The organism is Williamsia sterculiae (assembly GCF_900156495.1).
Taxonomy (GTDB): domain Bacteria; phylum Actinomycetota; class Actinomycetes; order Mycobacteriales; family Mycobacteriaceae; genus Williamsia_B; species Williamsia_B sterculiae.
Genome location: NZ_FTNT01000001.1, coordinates 399,069 through 415,281, shown reverse-complemented (window position 1 = coordinate 415,281; position 16,213 = coordinate 399,069). Strand labels below are relative to the sequence as shown.

The window sequence follows — 16,213 nt, the reverse complement described above, 5'->3', positions numbered from 1 at the left end:
TTCATCGCATCCGGTACACGCGCCAATTCGGCAGATCTGCACCCACATTGGGTACGTCGAGCACCCGAACGGCCAGCTCGGCGCCGGTCGCGTACATGGTCGGGTACCGCAGGTTGATGGCGTCGGACGCGCCCCGCCCGGTGGGTGGCACCGTCAGCAGATACCGCACGCCGAACCTCACCGGATCGTTGAGCACCTCGGTGAAATCGCGGTCCGACGGCAGCACGAACTGTCTGGGTCTCGTGGAGCGTGCCACCACCGCGAACCCGAACACGGTGTCGGTCAACACTGTTCCGTCGGACAGGTCGAGACCGTCGAGATATTCGGCCAGTCGACGTTCGGTGCTGAACGACCTGTCCACCCTCAGTTCGTCGAGATGCTGCGGATCGGTCGATGACGGTTCCGGACGCAGCACCGCGGCCAGTGCGAATTCCTGCGGAGCGTATTTCGGTGAGCGCATCCCCCACACGGTCACCGGTATCGCGGCCGCCAGCACCACCACCGAGAGCACCGCGGTGGCAACCTGATGATGCCGACGCGGTGCGCGCATCGGCCGAGGCTGCGCTCCCAGCCTGCCGATCCGCCGGGCCGGCAGATGTCCATGACCGGGTACGGCCAGCATCGCGATCACCGCGGTCAAGGGTATGACGACGATGTAGAACCGCAGGAATCCGAACGTCGAACCGCGTGCGTACGACAACACCTGGAACGCCAGCACCGCGCCGCACACCGCGAGCGGCGGCAACACGGGGATCACCCGCCCGCGGCGCCATCGCTGGGCGACGATGGTGGCCATGAGCACCGGCAACAACGGTGCCAGCAACAACATCTCGACCACGGAGAACCCCAGGGCGACTCCCGGCGTCGACGATCCACTGCCACCGGACTGGCTGATGATCGCGGCGTTGCCGTACTCGGAGGTGAACTGCGCGAACGCATCGCCGGTGATCAACCAGCTGGTGACGGCCCACACCACGAAGGCGACCGTCCCCGGGGATGCCGTCAACGTGACGTCGAGAAGTGCCCGGGCCAGCCGCCTGGTGTGGGGGCCGCGCCACCAGGTGACCGACCCCACCAGGAGCGCCGCGGCCGCGATCGCCGCGACCGAGTCGTATCGGGTGAGGTAGGCCAACCCCAATGCGACCGCCGCACACACCAGATCGTGGACGTCATCGGTGTCGACCCACCGGATCAGTCGGCGTACCGCCCAGGTGAGAAAGAACAGGAACGGCGCCTCGCTCATCCCGTTGGCCCCGTAGAACAGGATCATCGGGTCGACCGCGTACAGGACGGTGACCACGGCGGCCAGCCAACCCCAGACCCGGCGATCTCGTGCCACCCCCGCCAGTTGCACCACCGACCCGGCCATGAACGCCGATGACATCACCGCCGCCGACACCGCGTCGGCGGTCACGGCGGGCCAGTACGGTGTCAGCGCCGTCAGCGGTAGTTGGATCAGCGCGGTCAACGGGGTGAAGACGAATCCGATCGCGGCCGCGTGCGGGTCACGACTGAACAGCACACTCTGTGCGGCGGCCACCCGTGACAACGAGTCGCCGACGAAGAACTGCTGATGCACGGACAGGTACAGCCCCGCGACGAGGTAGACCGCCCAGGCGGCCACGAAGACGATCGGCATCGGCGATCGCAGCCGGGTCATGGCGATTCCGCTTCCCCATTCGCGGTCGCGGAAACCGCCGGCTCATCCTTCGGGACCGCGAGGCCGTGAAATGTCTTCTCCCAGTATGACGGATTGCGCACCATCTGATACATGCCCTTGAGTGCCGCGACACTCATCATCACCCAGTACGCCGGCACCACCAGAGCGGGCAAGAACAGATCGCTGCGGTCGTCTTCGCGTAAGGCGATCAGGTTCATGTAGACCGTGGCGGAGTTCCCGAACACGAGAGACAGCAACGCGAAATAGTAGACCGGAGGCGGGAACATGTCGGCGATCAACGGGATCTGGCCGGCGAACCAGATGACCATGATCAGCCAGAACACCATGTTCATACACGCGATCAGCGGGGTGCCCGCCAACAATGTGGTGAAACGGAACATCCCCATCGGCCCCAGCGCTCGGCTCAACCGCACGGGCCTGCGCATGTGCACCAACCAGGTCTGCATGTAGCCCTTGTACCAACGCGACCGTTGCCGGACCCAGTTGATCGGATCGATGTTGGCCTCCTCCATGGTGACCGAATCGATCACCGCGGTCCGGAAACCGTTCTCCGCGATACGAACCCCGAGATCGGCGTCCTCGGTGACGTTGAACGGATCCCACGCCCCGATCTCGTCGAGCACCGACCGCCGCAGATGGTTGGACGTGCCACCGAGCGGGATGGGCGACCGGCTGACCATCAGACCGGGCAGCAGGTAGCCGAACCAGATGGCGTAGTCGGCGGTGAACCACGCGGTGAGCACGTTGTCGGTGCCGTTGTGGAAGCTCAGTTTGCTCTGCACACAGGCCACGTCGTCGCCGAGATCGGCGAAGGCGGCCGCGGATCGGCGCAACTGCAGAGGATCCGGCAGATCTTCCGCGTCGTAGATGGTGACGATCTCACCCGTGGCGAAGTGCAACCCGTAGTTGCATGCCTTCGGTTTGGTCCGCGGATCGGCCGCGGGCACCAACACCACGGTGACCAGACCACCTGCGTCCATCCCGCTGGCCGCGGTGATCGTCGCGTCGTCGTCGGCCTCGAGCAGTAACAGCACCTGTAGCCGCTCCGGCGGATACTCCAGCGACTCCATCGCCGCGATCAGGTCGCCCACCACCTCGGGTTCGTTGTAAGCGGGGACGAGCACCGTGTAGGTGGGCAACTCCTCGTCGGGGATGGCGCGTGCTCGGTCGTCGGTCACCCTGAGTGGTCCTTCGGCGAGCCCCCGACGAAAGATCACCAATCGATCCAGCATCGTGGCCGCGTAAGCCGCCGTAGCGAGCGCGACCAAGGTGACGGTCGTGCCCACCGGTGCGAACACCGCGGCCACGACCACCACCGACACCGACACCGCGATGACGACCTTGTGCCAGCGCACAAAGGCCACCGACGCCGACGCCAGCGGCTCGCGCTGCCGCAGACCGTCGACGGCGTCCGCGAGCGCGGCCTCCCGAAACCCGGGATCGGCCAGCCGGCCGGCGACCTGACGGGTGGTGCGCGGGTGCGGGACGGTCATCCGGTCGTGCCCCGGCCGCTCACGGCCAGTTGTCGGTCGATGAGCTGATTGGCCGTCTCCACCAGCAACTGCCGGTCCTTGTAAACCGGCTGATCGTCCTGCACCACCGCGTTGCCGCGGATCAAGACGGTCAGCAGTGAGTTGACGTTGCCCATGATCGTCAGCGCTGGGGTTGGGAACACCGCACCGGGCGAATGGTCGTCGACAGCCAACAGCGAGACGAACTGGGTCCGCCGGCCGTCGGTCCACCACCAACTGAGGCGGTTGTAGGTCAACAAGCGCTCGTCGTCGACGATCGACAGCAACCATCCGTTGAGGCCGTGGTGCAGAGCGATGTCCTGTGTCGGGCTGAACCGGTCCTTGACCAGGTTGTAGACCACGACCACCGGATACACGTCCAGCGACACGGGCACCGAGGTGACGATCGTGTCGGCGACGATCTTGCGCGGTCGCGCCGACTTGTCGAACCGCGCGTCGCCCTCCTGCTGCATCAACTCCTGTCTGGTCAGCCGCGCGCCGGGGCCATACAACCGGGTGACCCACCGGTACACCGTCTGATCGGTCTGGCGCAGCCCGGCCGGGATCGCCAACGGCTCCCCCACCGCGAGACCGTTTACGGCGACCTCCGGACCTCGGTCGAAGTACGGCACGGGGACGAAATGCAGTCCGGCGGCCAACACCGCCAACATCGTTCCCGACCGCACCACGTTGACCGCGACGAGTGGCAGCACACGACGTCCCAGCGGATTCCATGTCCTGGTCTCGCGTCGCCGGTTGAGATACATGACCGCACCGACCACCACTGACGCGACCAGGGACGGGATCAGCTGGTAGGTCATCCGGGTACCGGCCGGGTCGACGACCAGCAGCACACCGATCGTCACACCGCCGATCGCGGCGCACAGCAGCGATCCCAGCATCGCGAGGCGTCGGGTGCGGCCCACCGCGATCGCGGTGGCGACCACAGCGATGGCCAGGGTCACCACCGCACTCGCCAGGGTGGATGTCCCCATGCTGAGCACCACCATGCGGTACGGCAACGGGAAGATCGCCAACGCCAGCACCCACACCCAGCGGTAGCGGGCGGTCGGACGGAGACCGAACACCAGGATCGAACACCCCAGGACGAACAGCCACACGGACAGCAGATCCATGTGCAGTGTCAGATATACCGCGGCGTACCGAGGGTTGAGCATCAGCTGGAAGAAGACCGCGAGCACCACCACCACCGTTCCCACGATGACGTCGGTCTGACTGTCATGGATCGGTAGCTCGTTCCCACGGCGCCAGGTCACGCCCACCGCGGCGATCACGATCAACACCAGGACCACCGGCAGATAGGTGATCAGGGTGCGTGCCCGGAACTCGTCCACCACCGCCGAGAAGGTCGACCAGTAGGCCACCACGGTCAACGCGGCGATCAGCCCGACCCGGATTCCCACCCGCAACCCGGGGTGGACGGAGCGGTCCTGGGCCACGGATGGCCGAGTGGGTTCCGCGGGTGCCGCGGTACTGCTCACGGCCGGTCCGGTCGAGCACGGCGACCACGTCGTCGTGACCACAGCAGTCCACCGACCACCATTCCGACCAACACCACCACCCCGACCACCAGCCCGGCGATCTGCGCCGCGGACCATGAGCCGTCGGCAGCTCCGGACGATTGATCGGTCGTGGCGCTGACGAACACCGGGTCGCGGTCACCGGTCTGGATCATCGCGTTGCCGGTCATCGCCGACCAACGCGTGGGATCGGCCTCCAGCCAGTTCAACGCTGCGTCGAGACCTGCGGGGTCACCGGTCGACGAACCCACCAGCAACGTCCGCCCACCGGTACGCAACACCTGCAGCGAGCCGTATCGCTGGGCGGGCGACAGGGTCAGCGTCGTCGGTCCGGTGCCGCCGTCGAGAACTTTCAGGTTGCCACCGGTCTGGGATCGCACCGGTAGCGGTACATCACCGAGACCGTCGCCGTCGGCGGCGATCACGATGGCCGAGTCCGACGACGACATGGCCTGATCGAACGGCACCACGTCGATGCCGAGCGGGACCGTCGTCATCCGCTGCATCCCGACGGCAAGGGTGACCGCACGGGTCACGTCTGCGACATCAGCTCTCCGCCAGGCGAGTTGGGTACGCGGCATCAGCCCCTGGGGTAAGGAGCCGAAGTCGACCGAGGACGAGCCGGATGCCGGCGCCGAGGTCACCTGCCCGGATGCGGAGAGGTTCAGCGATGTCCGGCCGATGGATCCGCAGTCGCCACCGGTGTCACCTCGTTCCACGGTGACGGTCAGTTCGGTGTAGCGACGCAACATCGAGTCCGGGATGCTCACCCACCGGTCGATCCGACCGTCCGGTTGGGTCGACCAGGAGTCGATCACGGTCTCACCGATGCGGACGACGACCCTACCTCCCGCCGCCATCGGCACCGGGGTGTACGTGCCGACCAGTTGCACCCGCACATTCGACGACGGCCGACCGAGCCGGGTCTGATCGACACCGATCGCCACACTGGGCCACGCCGCGGGTCCGGCGGCCTGGTCGGCGACCCCGAGGGCCGACAACGTCGTCACGTCCGGAGCCAGTTGCGGCGCTCCACGCAGCGGTCCCGCAACCGCCGCCGACGCCTGGGCCAGCGGCGCGAGGTCGGAGGTCAGCAGCATCGTCTGTGCGACGAGTTGATCGTCGGTGCCACCGATCAACAGATATGGACCCCCCGGCCCGGCGCGCAGGCTCGCGCCCGCCACCGCGCCGCGTTTGATGACGATTTGCCGTTCCAGGGACCCGGCCGCGTCCGACGGGGCGTCCGCCCCCGGCGCCAGGGCGCGTGTCTGTACCGCCACCGATGCGGTGCCGTAGTGCGCGATCACCGACGTCGCCAGGTTCACCGCCGCGGCACCCTCGGCCGACTGCACGTCGGAGGGCACGTAGATGATCAGCTTCCGCAGCACCGGAGGAAGGAAGTCGGCGACAACCGCCGGGGCCGCATCGCCACCCGAATACAGGATCTGGGCTCGATTGAGCCGGAACTCGTTGTCGGTGTCGAAGGGGCACGGTCCCTCGGTTCTCAGCGACGACCGGATGGTGAGATCGACGGCATTGTCCGTCACCACCGCGCCCGAGAGCGGCAATTCGACAGGGGCGCCGGCAGTCGTCGGCAGGGCGGTACGCGACAACAGTCGATCACCTTGCGCAACGTCGACGGTCCCACCCGTGACGAAGGCGGGCAGATTGGTGACAGCCCGGATCGATCGTGGCGTCAGCCCCCGCGGTACCGGCAACAACACCGAGGTCGCCGACTGCTGACCCGGCAGTGTGATCGTCGACGACGATCCGATTGCATTGAGCGACAACGGTGGCGGGTTGTCACCGGGCGCCGCCCACACCGGCGCACCGACCAGCGTCGGCATCGCGAAGGCGACCACGCAGACGAGGAACATCGTCGAACACCTGCGGATGCCGCGGCGAGCACCGACGGTCGGCGAGTATGCCCTGTCCGCGCTAACCGGCATCTCGGCGACTCCGTGTGATCGGTGGCGTGTGTGCAGAACGCAGTTGAATGCCAATGAGATGAACATAACCCACATCGGCGGTTATCGGAGGCGATGACAAAGAAGCCGTACACGGCAATAGCACCATCGCATTTGCGATAATTCTCGTCATGTCCACCACTGTCGATCTGAACGCCGACCTCGGTGAGAGTTTCGGTCAATGGGCACTCGGCGATGACGAGGCGATGCTCGCCGTGGTCACCAGCGCCAACGTCGCCTGCGGGTTCCACGCGGGTGACCCCACGACCCTGCGGCGCACCTGCGAGCTGGCCACCGCGCGGGGCATCCGGATCGGAGCCCAGGTCTCCTATCCGGACCTGGTCGGGTTCGGCAGACGCTTCATCGACATGGCCGCCGACGACCTGACCGCCGCGGTGATCTACCAGATCGGTGCCCTGCAGGGACTCGCCCGGGCTGCGGGTGGCGACGTCTCCTACGTGAAACCGCATGGGGCGTTGTACAACCGCATCGTCGACGACGAGGTGCAAGCTGCCGCGGTGGCGGCGGCGGTGGTCGCGATCGACCCGACGTTGCCACTGCTCGGCCCCGCCGGCTCCGCGTCGGCCCGGGCGGCCTCGGCGGCCGGGTTACGGGTGGTCACCGAGGCCTTCGCCGACCGCGCCTACCTACCGGACGGTTCACTGGTGTCCCGCCGAGAGCCGGGGGCGGTCCTCACCGACACCTCGATCATCGTGGAACGGGTACTGCGAATGGTGCGCGACCACACAGTGGTCGCGGTGGACGGATCCGCGGTGCCCGTCGACCCGGAATCCATCTGCCTACACGGCGACACCCCCAGTGCCGTCGCACACGCGCACGCGGTGCGGACCGCACTGGCGGACGCGGACGTGCAGGTCGCCGCATTCGTGGGCGACCGGGCAGGTCGTCAGTAGTAGACGCGGGTGACGGTGTCGGCCACCAGCGCGGGTTTCGCCCCTTCGCGCACCTCGATCGTCTGGCGCACGATCAACGACAACGCGTCATCGGACAGCTGTTCGGCTGCGATCACCGCCGAGACCAGTCTGATCTCACCACCCACCGGGACCGGCGCCGGGAACCGCACCTTGTCGGACCCGTAGTTGACCAGCAGCCGCGCACCCGTGATGCGGTAGATCTCGGTGGTCAGCACCGGTACCAGCGACAACGTCAGATAACCGTGGGCGACGGGACCGCCGAAGGGACTGTCGCGCTTCGCCCGTTCCACGTCGACATGGATCCATTGGTGATCCCCGGTTGCCTCGGCGAACTGGTCGACCCGCTCCTGGGTGATGGTCAGCCACCCGGAGGTACCGAGGGTCTCCCCCACCGCCGCCGCGATCTCCGACGCAGAACTCAACTCCCGCACTCCGGTCACGCCGCTCAGCTTAGGTGGTCGAGCCGACGCTGGCGGGCGAATTCGGCGAGCACCACACCGGCGGCGACCGACGCGTTCAGGCTCTCCACCGGGCCCGACATCGGAATCGACAGGATCGTGTCGCAGGTCTCGCCGACCAGACGCGAGAGTCCTTTGCCCTCCGAACCGACCACCACCACGGTGGGACCGGTGCCGTCGTAATCGTCGAGACCGACGTCACCGTCGGCGTCGAGACCGACGATCTGCGCGCCCTCCTTGGCCCATTCCTTGAGGGTGCGGGTCAGGTTGGGGGCCTGAGCGATCGGCAACCGGGCCGCCGCCCCGGCACTGGTCCGCCAGGCCACCGCGGTGACGCCGGCGCTACGCCGCTGCGGGATGACCACCCCGTGGCCACCGAAGGCCGCGGTGGACCGCACCACCGCGCCGAGGTTGCGCGGGTCGGTGATGTTGTCCAGGGCCACCAGTAGTGGCGGTTCGCCACTGTCGATCGCGGCGCGCATCAGGTCACCGGGATGGGCGTAGGAGAACGGCGGTACCTGCAGTGCCACACCCTGATGCAGCCCGTTGGCGCTCATCCGGTCCAGTTCGGGCTTGCCCACCTCGAGAATGGTGATACCCGCGTCGGCGGCGAGTTGCACACTCTCGGCGAGCCGGTCGTCGGCGTCGGCACCGGTGGCCACGTACAGCGCGGTGGCGGGCACCCCGGCGCGCAGACACTCGACCACGGGGTTGCGCCCGAGGACGTGTTCGGGACCGTCGGCCCCCTTGGTCGGGCGCCGCCGATTCTGTTGCGAACCAGCGACTTTGGCGGCAGCCTTGGCGCGCTTGTGTGCCGGGTGGTACGGCCGGTCCACGGCCTTGGGGGTGGCGCCGCGCCCTTCCAGCGCACGTCGACGCTGGCCGCCCGAACCGACGACCTGCCCCTTCTTGCTGCCGTCCTTGCGGATCGCGCCCTTACGCCTGGAATTGCCCGCCATCACGCACTGCCCTTCAACTGCCATTGCGGTCCGTCCGGGGTGTCGGTGACCTCCACCCCGGCCTCGGCGAGGCGGTCGCGCACCGCATCCGCGACCGCCCAGTCCTTCTCCGCACGGGCGGTGGCCCGGCGGCCGAGTTCCGCGCGGACCAACACGTCCAGCGCCGAGATTGCCGCGGAATCGTCGTCACCGTTGCACCAGTGCGGATCCAGGGGATCCACCCCGAGCACCCCCATCATCGCCCGGACCTGCGCCGCGAGCTCCCGCGCGTGATCCAGATCCCCGGATTCCAGTGCGGTGTTGCCCGCGCGGACCACACCGTGGATCTCGGCGAGCGCCGCGGGCACCGCCAGGTCGTCGTCGAGGGCGCTCGCGAACACCGGACTCACCACACCGGTGTCCACCGAACCCGCACGCGATTCCACCCGTTGCACAAAGGATTCCACCCGGCGATAGGCCGCCGCGGCCTCGAGCAGAGCTCCCTCGGAATACTCCAGCATCGATCGATAGTGGGCGCTGCCGAGGTAGTACCGCAGCTCCACCGCACGCACCCGCTGCAGCATGGCCGGGATGGCGACCACGTTGCCGAGTGACTTCGACATCTTCTCGCCGCTCATCGTCACCCAGCCGTTGTGCAACCAATATCGCGCGAACGGGTCACCGGCCCCGTGACTCTGGGCGATCTCGTTCTCGTGATGCGGGAATATCAGATCCATGCCACCGCAGTGGATGTCGAACTCGGAGCCGAGCAGGCTGGTGGCCATGGCCGAACACTCCAGATGCCATCCCGGCCGTCCGTCGCCCCACGGCGTCGGCCACGACGGCTCACCTGGTTTCGCCGCCTTCCACAGGGTGAAATCGCGAGGGTCTCGTTTGCCGGTGCCCGCGCTCTCACCCTGGTGCACGTCATCGAGACGATGGCCCGACAACTCGCCGTAGTCCCGCTGACTCCGTACGTCGAAGTAGACGTTGCCGTCGGCGGCGTACGCATGTCCCCGGTCGATCAGCCGGGCGATATAGGCGGTCATCTGGGTGATGAATCCGGTCGCGCGCGGTTCGCTCGACGGCGGGAGCACACCGAGAGACCGGTATGCGTCGTCGAAAGACCGCTCGTGGGTGGCTGCCCACTCCCACCACGGCCTGCCCGCCTCGTCGGCCTTGCGCAGGATCTTGTCGTCGATGTCGGTGACGTTGCGCACGAAGAGGACGTCGTACCCCTCGTGCAGCAGCCACCGACGCAACACGTCGAAGGCGATACCGCTGCGGACGTGTCCGATGTGGGGGATTCCCTGCACGGTGGCCCCACACAGGTAGACAGACGCATGCCCGGGTCGCAGAGGCGTGAAGTCGCGCACCTCTCTCGCGGCGGTGTCGTGCAGGCGTAGGGTCACGACCTGCGATCCTACTGGTCGAGGACCAACGCGGTGGCGATGGCCGCCACCCCTTCGCCGCGGCCGGTCAGGCCCAGTCCGTCGGTGGTGGTGGCCGACACCGACACCGGGGCACCGACCAGGTCGCTCAGCAACTGCTGGGCCGCCGTTCGACGCGGCCCGATCCTCGGCCGGTTACCGATCACCTGGACCGCGGCGTTGCCGACCCGGAAGCCGGCGTCGGTCAGCATCCCGCGAACATGGGTGAGCATGGCGGCTCCGTCGACACCGTCCCACTCGGGACGGTCGGTCCCGAACACCGCACCGAGGTCACCGAGCCCGGCCGCCGACAGCAACGCGTCGCACAGCGCGTGGATGCCGACGTCACCGTCGGAATGCCCCTCGCACCCGTCGTCGTCGGCAAAATGCAGACCCACCATCCAGCACGGCTTACCCGATTGGACGGGATGGACGTCGCTACCGATTCCCACTCGCACGGGCGTCATCCCCCATTCGTCGGCAGTGTGCCGGTCATGGCGCCGAGCAGTAACTCGGCCAGGCGCAGGTCGAAGGCCGTGGTGATCTTGAAAGCCAGGGCGTCACCGGCCACGACCTGCACCGGGTATCCCGCCAACTCGGCCAGACCCGCGTCGTCGGTCGCGACCGTGCTGCCCCGGTAAGCGGCGCGCAACGCCTCGACGGCGAAACCCTGCGGCGTCTGCACCGCCCGCAGCGGGCCGCGGTCGACCGTGCTGATCACCCGGCCACCGTCGTCGACGCGCTTGAGGGTGTCGGCGACCGGCAGGGCGGGCACCACCGCGGGCGCTCCGGCACGGACAGCGTCGACGACCCGGCCGAAGACGGCGGGCGGCGTCAGCGTCCGCGCCGCGTCGTGGACCAGCACCACGTCGGCGTCACCGATCTCCGTCAACGCGGCGCGAACCGAATGACTGCGTTCGGCGCCGCCCACCACCACCCGGACGTCGGGAAGCAGCGCGGCAGTGTGATCGACCAGTTCCTCGGGCACGGCGACCACCACGACGTCGACGAGCCCGGCGGCACCCACACCCTCGACGCACCGCTCGAGGATCGTGCGACCTCCGAGCTCGACGAAAGCTTTCGGGGTGCCGGCGCCGAGTCGGGTTCCGCTACCGGCGGCGGGGATCACCGCCGCGACGGAGGACGACAACAGACGTCGATCAGGAGGCGGCGGCCAGGACCTCGTCCAGGATCACCGAGGCCTTCTCGTCGTCGGTGTTCTGCGCCAGCGACAGCTCGTCGACCAGCACCCGGCGAGCACGGGTCAGCATCCGCTTCTCACCCGCGGACAGACCACGATCCTGCTCGCGGCGCCAGAGGTCGCGCACGATCTCCGCGACCTTGATGATGTCGCCGGAGATCAGCTTCTCCTGGTTTGCCTTGAACCGCCGGGCCCAGTTGGTGGGCTCCTCGGTGTGCGGGGCACGCAGTACGTCGAAGACCTTGCCCAGTCCCTCTTCACCCACCACGTCGCGAACTCCGACGTATTCGAGCTTGGTGGAGGGGATCTGAACGGTCATGTCCCCGTCCGCCACCTTGAGGACGAGATACTCGATCTGCTCGCCCTTGATGGTGCGGGTCACAATGTCTTCGACTTTGGCGGCACCGTGATGGGGGTAGACAACGGTGTCACCGACTTTGAAATTCAATGTTCCTGGCCCCTTTCCATACACCCAGTCTAGCACGGCGCCCTTCGACCCGTTCGACAACAGTGCAGGTCAGGGCCTTACCAGCGGGTACCGGGGGATTTGACTCGGCCACGCACCCCTGATCGGCGACTCGGCGAACCCGCGACGCACCCCGGTAATTCCCCACCCCGGCGGGTGACGAGAGCATGCGCCCACTACGCTGCGTAGTGCGCGTGCGAGAGTCGCGAGCTTCACCGCTACAGGGACCATCTGGAGGATCCGGTGTCAGTGCTGCACAGCCACACACGTGAGCAGGAGTCGAACCGCCGTGTCCACATGCGGCGCGCCTCGGGTGCGCTCGCGCTGGCGGTGATCGGCACGGGGGCCCTGCTGGGGACCACCGCCTGTGGCGCGGGCCAGATCTCGCAGACCGCCGGCCAGGCCGCCGCGGTCAACGGTGCCGCCGTCGACACCGGCAAGATCGCCATCCGCGACGCCCACATCACCTGGCCGGGCAATCGCGACGCCTTCACCTCGGGTGGCCCGCTGAAGCTCGCCTTCCTGATCTCCAACAACAGCGCCGACCAGGCCGACAAGTTGGTCAACGTGGCGCTCAAGAGCGGCACCGGGAACGTGACCATCGACGGTGACACCTCGCTCGCCCCCAACGGCGCGCTGCGCGCGGGGACGCCCGGCGGATTGCTGTCCGCCTCCGGGGTCAGCGCCGTCGACGAGGAGAAGCCCGTCACGGTGACGCTGAACAACGCGCCGAACCAGGCCAGCCCCGGATTGACCCTCCCGATGGTGTTCTCCTTCGAACACGCGGCCGCGATCACGGTGCCGGTGCCCGTGGACGCCGGACCCGATCTGCCGCGTCAGGACCAGCCCCGCGGGCAGACCGGCGAGGAGTGACCCGCTCGGGTCATCTGCCCTCGGGCCCCGGAGGCCCCGAGACGTCCTGCGGGCCGCGATGTCCCGACGGCCGGAGATCTGCTGATGGCCGGGTCTTTCTGATGGTCGAGACCCGCTGATGCCCAAAACCAGGACGGCCTATCGCTGCGCCGTCTGCGGTAATCAACTCGCGAAGTGGGTGGGCCGCTGTCCCGAATGCGGTGAGTGGGGGTCGGTCGACGAGGTCGCCGTCCCGTCCGCCGCGAAAGCCGGTTCGCCCGCGGTGGTACCCACCAGCGCCGCGCGGCCGATCACCGAGTTCGATCCGAACACGTCGGTGGCCAGCTCCACGGGTATCGGTGAACTCGACCGTGTGCTGGGTTCCGGGGTGGTGCCCGGATCGGTGATCCTGCTGGCCGGTGAACCCGGTGTCGGGAAGTCCACCCTGCTGCTGGAGACCGCGCGGCGCTGGGCCGAACAGGGCCGCACCGCGCTGTACATCACCGGCGAGGAGTCCGCCGGACAGGTACGGCTGCGCGCCGAACGCACCGGCGCCGTGAACGAGAACATCTATCTCGCCGCCGAATCCGATCTCGCCACGGTGCTCGGTCACGCCGAGCAGGTGTCCCCCACCCTGATGATCGTCGACTCGGTGCAGACGATGGTCGCCTCGCACGCCGACGGGGTCACCGGAGGTGTCACCCAGATCCGCTCGGTCACCACGGCGTTGGTGTCGTTGGCGAAGAACTCCGGCATCGCCATCGTGCTGGTCGGACACGTCACCAAGGACGGTGCGGTGGCGGGACCGCGGTCGCTGGAACACCTCGTCGACGTGGTGTTGTCGTTCGAGGGTGACAAGCACTCGTCGTTACGGATGGTGCGCGGGATCAAGAACCGCTTCGGTGCCGCCGACGAGGTGGGTTGCTTCGAGCAGCGCGGTGACGGCATCCACGAGGTCCCCGATCCGTCAGGACTTTTCTTGTACCACAAGGATTCCGGGGTCGCGGGCAGTGCGATCACGGTGACCATGGACGGTCGTCGGGCGCTGGTCGGCGAGATCCAGGCGTTGGTGAACGAGACCACGATCCCCTCGCCGCGACGCGCGGTCAGCGGCCTCGACTCGGCCCGGGTGGCGATGATCCTGGCCGTTCTGGAGAGCCGACTGGGGGTGAAGGTCGGCAAGGCCGACGTCTACGTGGCCACGGTGGGTGGCATGAAGATCACCGAACCCGCCATCGATCTGGCCGTCGCGTTGGCGGTCGGGTCCATGGTGCGCAACCGGCCGCTGCCGCGTTCCACCATCGCCATCGGCGAGGTGGGACTGGCCGGTGAGGTACGGCGGGTGTCGGGGGCCGGACGGCGGGTCGCCGAGGCGCGCAGGTTGGGTTTCCGGCACGCCATCGTGCCCGCCGGATCGGACGAGAAGATGCCCTCGGGTATCCGGGTCACCGAGGTGGGTGATCTGGACGCCGCGGTGCGGGCGGCCTTGTCCAACGCCGGTACCTACGACTTCTGAGCTCCCGACCGACGTCCGGCCGCGACCGCACCATAGTGCGACGCAGGGTCGATCTGCACGAACAGTCCGTGCGCCGCGGCGACGGGGATACCGCTCGCACCCGGCTCGACGGCGATCCCGTCCGGTCCCGGTTCGACGATCCAGGCGTGCGCCTCGGTGAACACCTTGCGCCGCTGTACCCCGAGCGCGGTCGCCCGCAGGTACAGATCCACACCGAGCGGGACCGGAGCCGCGAAATCGACCTGCAGATGCCCGGTCACGCAAAACCGACCGCACATCGTGGGGACATGCCCCATCACCTCGTCGAACGCCGAGGCCAGCACCCCGCCGTGAATCGTTCCCGGCCCACCCTCGAAACGCGGTCGGACCCGCATCCGCGCGGTCACCGCGACCCCGTCGCCCGCGAACAGTTCCAGGTGCAACCCGTGCGGTGCGTCGGGCCCACAGCCGTAACAGTCTCGGCCGTGACCGGGTAGCCGCTGCCCGGGTGCGGGGGCGGCTGCCGCGCGGTCAGCGGGATCGAGGTCGGCGGGCACCGGGAAGAAGGCGGTCACGCCCCGATAACCTACTCACCGGAGCCGCAAGGCAGAGAGGGGGCCGACGATGGCCGACGGTCCCGCGTCCGACCTGCTGCGCAGCACGATCGCCCGGGTGGCACCCGGCACCGGCCTGCGTGACGGTCTGCAGCGCATCCTGCGCGGACGCACCGGTGCGCTGATCGTGCTGGGATACGACAGCGACGTCGAGCGGATCTGCGACGGCGGTTTCCACCTCGACGTCGACTTCGCGCCCACCCGGCTGCGCGAATTGTCGAAGATGGACGGCGCGGTGGTGTTGTCCACGGACGGCGGTCGGATCGTCCGGGCCAACGTCCAGCTCGTCCCGGACCACGCCATCCCCACCGAGGAGTCCGGAACGCGGCACCGCGCCGCCGAACGCACGGCCATCCAGACCGGGCATCCGGTCATCTCGGTGAGCGCGTCGATGTCGATCGTCAGCGCCTACGTCGACGGGGTGCGCTACGTGGTGGACGACTCCGACGCGATCATGTCCCGCGCCAACCTCGCCGTGGCCACCCTCGAGCGGTACCGCACCCGACTCGACGAGGTCAACGTCGCCTTGTCGCGGGCCGAGATCGAGGACTACGTTATCGTGCGCGACGCGATGGTCGCCGCTCAGCGACTGGAGATGGTGCGCCGGGTGTCCGCGGAGATCGCCCAGTACGTCCTCGAGTTGGGTGTCAACGGCAGACAGGTCGCCCTGCAGCTGGAGGAGCTGATCGGTGACAACGACTCCCAGCGCGAGCTCATCGTGCGCGACTACTTCGCCAGTCCGGAGCCCGCGACCACCGACGAGGTGCGTACCGCGCTCGAGGCGATCGAGGCGTTGTCGGACAACGATCTGCTCGACACCACCGCACTCGCGGGTGCCTTCGGTTACCCCAGCACCGTGGAGGCCCAGGACCTGACCGTCAGTCCGCGCGGCTACCGTCTGCTCGCACGGATCTCGAGGCTGCAGTTCGCCCACATCGACCGACTGGTGCGAGGTTTCGGCACGCTGCAGGCGTTGTTGGCGACGAGTGCCGCCGACCTGCAAGCCGTGGAGGGCATCGGCAGCATCTGGGCTCGGCACATCCGCGAGGGCCTGTCCCGATTGGCGGAGAGCAGCATCGAACGCTTCGACTGACGGTCGTCCCCGACGAGGCGTCGCCGTTGCC

The 16,213-nt window shown here is 68.1% G+C and carries 15 protein-coding genes; 4 read left to right on the top strand and 11 right to left on the bottom strand.

All coding sequences use genetic code 11. From position 1 onward, the window contains the following. Position 1 precedes the first annotated feature (1 nt). Genes BW971_RS01790 through BW971_RS01775 form a run of 4 tightly spaced genes read right to left on the bottom strand, consistent with a single transcriptional unit; the run spans position 2 to position 6,610 of the window. The gene (locus BW971_RS01790) at positions 2–1,660 is read right to left on the bottom strand and encodes an ArnT family glycosyltransferase (RefSeq protein WP_076475931.1); all 1,659 of its coding nucleotides are present in this window, start codon (positions 1,658–1,660) and stop codon (positions 2–4) included. Continuing rightward, positions 1,657–3,174, bottom strand: coding sequence for a glycosyltransferase (locus BW971_RS01785; protein ID WP_076475929.1), 1,518 nt, complete (start codon positions 3,172–3,174; stop codon positions 1,657–1,659). The genes BW971_RS01790 and BW971_RS01785 overlap by 4 nt, the downstream gene beginning before the upstream one ends. After that, positions 3,171–4,694 carry a hypothetical protein gene (locus tag BW971_RS01780; protein ID WP_076476359.1) on the bottom strand — a complete coding sequence of 508 codons (1,524 nt, stop codon included), beginning with the start codon at positions 4,692–4,694 and terminating at the stop codon, positions 3,171–3,173. The genes BW971_RS01785 and BW971_RS01780 overlap by 4 nt, the downstream gene beginning before the upstream one ends. Next, on the bottom strand, positions 4,691–6,610 hold the full coding sequence (locus tag BW971_RS01775; protein ID WP_076476357.1) for a hypothetical protein: 1,920 nt from the start codon (positions 6,608–6,610) through the stop codon (positions 4,691–4,693). Before BW971_RS01775 ends, BW971_RS01780 begins: the two co-directional genes overlap by 4 nt. 221 nt (positions 6,611–6,831) lie before the next feature. Here BW971_RS01775 and BW971_RS01770 point away from each other — a divergent pair, with 221 nt between their 5' ends. Beyond that, a complete protein-coding gene (locus BW971_RS01770) occupies positions 6,832–7,614 on the top strand; it encodes a LamB/YcsF family protein (protein WP_076475928.1) in 783 nt (260 codons plus the stop codon). On the opposite strand, the gene BW971_RS01765 is transcribed toward BW971_RS01770, so the two are convergent. Genes BW971_RS01765 through BW971_RS01740 form a run of 6 tightly spaced genes read right to left on the bottom strand, consistent with a single transcriptional unit; the run spans position 7,608 to position 12,110 of the window. Next, entirely contained in the window at positions 7,608–8,066 is a 459-nt protein-coding gene (locus BW971_RS01765) for a MaoC family dehydratase (protein WP_200799344.1), read from the bottom strand. The two genes, BW971_RS01770 and BW971_RS01765, sit on opposite strands and share 7 nt — an antisense overlap. Before the next feature lie 14 nt (positions 8,067–8,080). Next, positions 8,081–9,052 carry a 23S rRNA (guanosine(2251)-2'-O)-methyltransferase RlmB gene (gene rlmB, locus BW971_RS01760; RefSeq protein ID WP_076475926.1) on the bottom strand — a complete coding sequence of 324 codons (972 nt, stop codon included), beginning with the start codon at positions 9,050–9,052 and terminating at the stop codon, positions 8,081–8,083. Then, entirely contained in the window at positions 9,052–10,443 is a 1,392-nt protein-coding gene (gene cysS / locus BW971_RS01755) for a cysteine--tRNA ligase (RefSeq protein WP_076475925.1), read from the bottom strand. Before cysS ends, rlmB begins: the two co-directional genes overlap by 1 nt. Before the next feature lie 11 nt (positions 10,444–10,454). Next, positions 10,455–10,928 (bottom strand): 2-C-methyl-D-erythritol 2,4-cyclodiphosphate synthase, encoded by a 474-nt coding sequence (gene ispF, locus BW971_RS01750; RefSeq protein ID WP_076475923.1) that lies wholly within the window; start codon positions 10,926–10,928, stop codon positions 10,455–10,457. Next, positions 10,925–11,614, bottom strand: a complete 690-nt coding sequence (ispD, locus tag BW971_RS01745; RefSeq protein ID WP_076475921.1) for a 2-C-methyl-D-erythritol 4-phosphate cytidylyltransferase — start codon at positions 11,612–11,614, stop codon at positions 10,925–10,927. The genes ispF and ispD overlap by 4 nt, the downstream gene beginning before the upstream one ends. 7 nt (positions 11,615–11,621) lie before the next feature. Beyond that, positions 11,622–12,110, bottom strand: a complete 489-nt coding sequence (locus tag BW971_RS01740) for a CarD family transcriptional regulator (protein WP_076475919.1) — start codon at positions 12,108–12,110, stop codon at positions 11,622–11,624. A 261-nt stretch (positions 12,111–12,371) separates the two neighbouring features. On the opposite strand from BW971_RS01740, the gene BW971_RS01735 reads away from it, so the two are divergent. Next, positions 12,372–13,001 (top strand): copper chaperone PCu(A)C domain-containing protein, encoded by a 630-nt coding sequence (locus tag BW971_RS01735; RefSeq protein ID WP_143690155.1) that lies wholly within the window; start codon positions 12,372–12,374, stop codon positions 12,999–13,001. A gap of 118 nt (positions 13,002–13,119) precedes the next feature. After that, complete coding sequence (gene radA, locus BW971_RS01730; protein WP_076475917.1) at positions 13,120–14,496, top strand: DNA repair protein RadA; 1,377 nt, start codon at positions 13,120–13,122, stop codon at positions 14,494–14,496. Here the strand turns inward: radA and BW971_RS01725 are convergent. Next, positions 14,484–15,050: a PaaI family thioesterase gene (locus BW971_RS01725; protein WP_234974177.1), complete on the bottom strand. Its 567-nt coding sequence runs from the start codon at positions 15,048–15,050 to the stop codon at positions 14,484–14,486. The two genes, radA and BW971_RS01725, sit on opposite strands and share 13 nt — an antisense overlap. 49 nt (positions 15,051–15,099) lie before the next feature. On the opposite strand from BW971_RS01725, the gene disA reads away from it, so the two are divergent. After that, positions 15,100–16,182, top strand: coding sequence for a DNA integrity scanning diadenylate cyclase DisA (gene disA / locus BW971_RS01720; protein ID WP_076475915.1), 1,083 nt, complete (start codon positions 15,100–15,102; stop codon positions 16,180–16,182). The last annotated feature ends 31 nt before the right edge of the window (positions 16,183–16,213 follow it).

What these genes read in the sequence shown, in the direction of transcription:
- BW971_RS01790 (WP_076475931.1), bottom strand. Translation starts at nt 1,660, where the DNA reads ATGACCCGGCTGCGATCGCCGATGCCGATCGTCTTCGTGGCCGCCTGG.
- radA (WP_076475917.1), top strand. Translation starts at nt 13,120, where the DNA reads ATGCCCAAAACCAGGACGGCCTATCGCTGCGCCGTCTGCGGTAATCAA.
- BW971_RS01785 (WP_076475929.1), bottom strand. Translation starts at nt 3,174, where the DNA reads ATGACCGTCCCGCACCCGCGCACCACCCGTCAGGTCGCCGGCCGGCTG.
- disA (WP_076475915.1), top strand. Translation starts at nt 15,100, where the DNA reads ATGGCCGACGGTCCCGCGTCCGACCTGCTGCGCAGCACGATCGCCCGG.
- rlmB (WP_076475926.1), bottom strand. Translation starts at nt 9,052, where the DNA reads ATGGCGGGCAATTCCAGGCGTAAGGGCGCGATCCGCAAGGACGGCAGC.
- BW971_RS01770 (WP_076475928.1), top strand. Translation starts at nt 6,832, where the DNA reads ATGTCCACCACTGTCGATCTGAACGCCGACCTCGGTGAGAGTTTCGGT.
- BW971_RS01775 (WP_076476357.1), bottom strand. Translation starts at nt 6,610, where the DNA reads ATGTTCCTCGTCTGCGTGGTCGCCTTCGCGATGCCGACGCTGGTCGGT.
- ispF (WP_076475923.1), bottom strand. Translation starts at nt 10,928, where the DNA reads ATGACGCCCGTGCGAGTGGGAATCGGTAGCGACGTCCATCCCGTCCAA.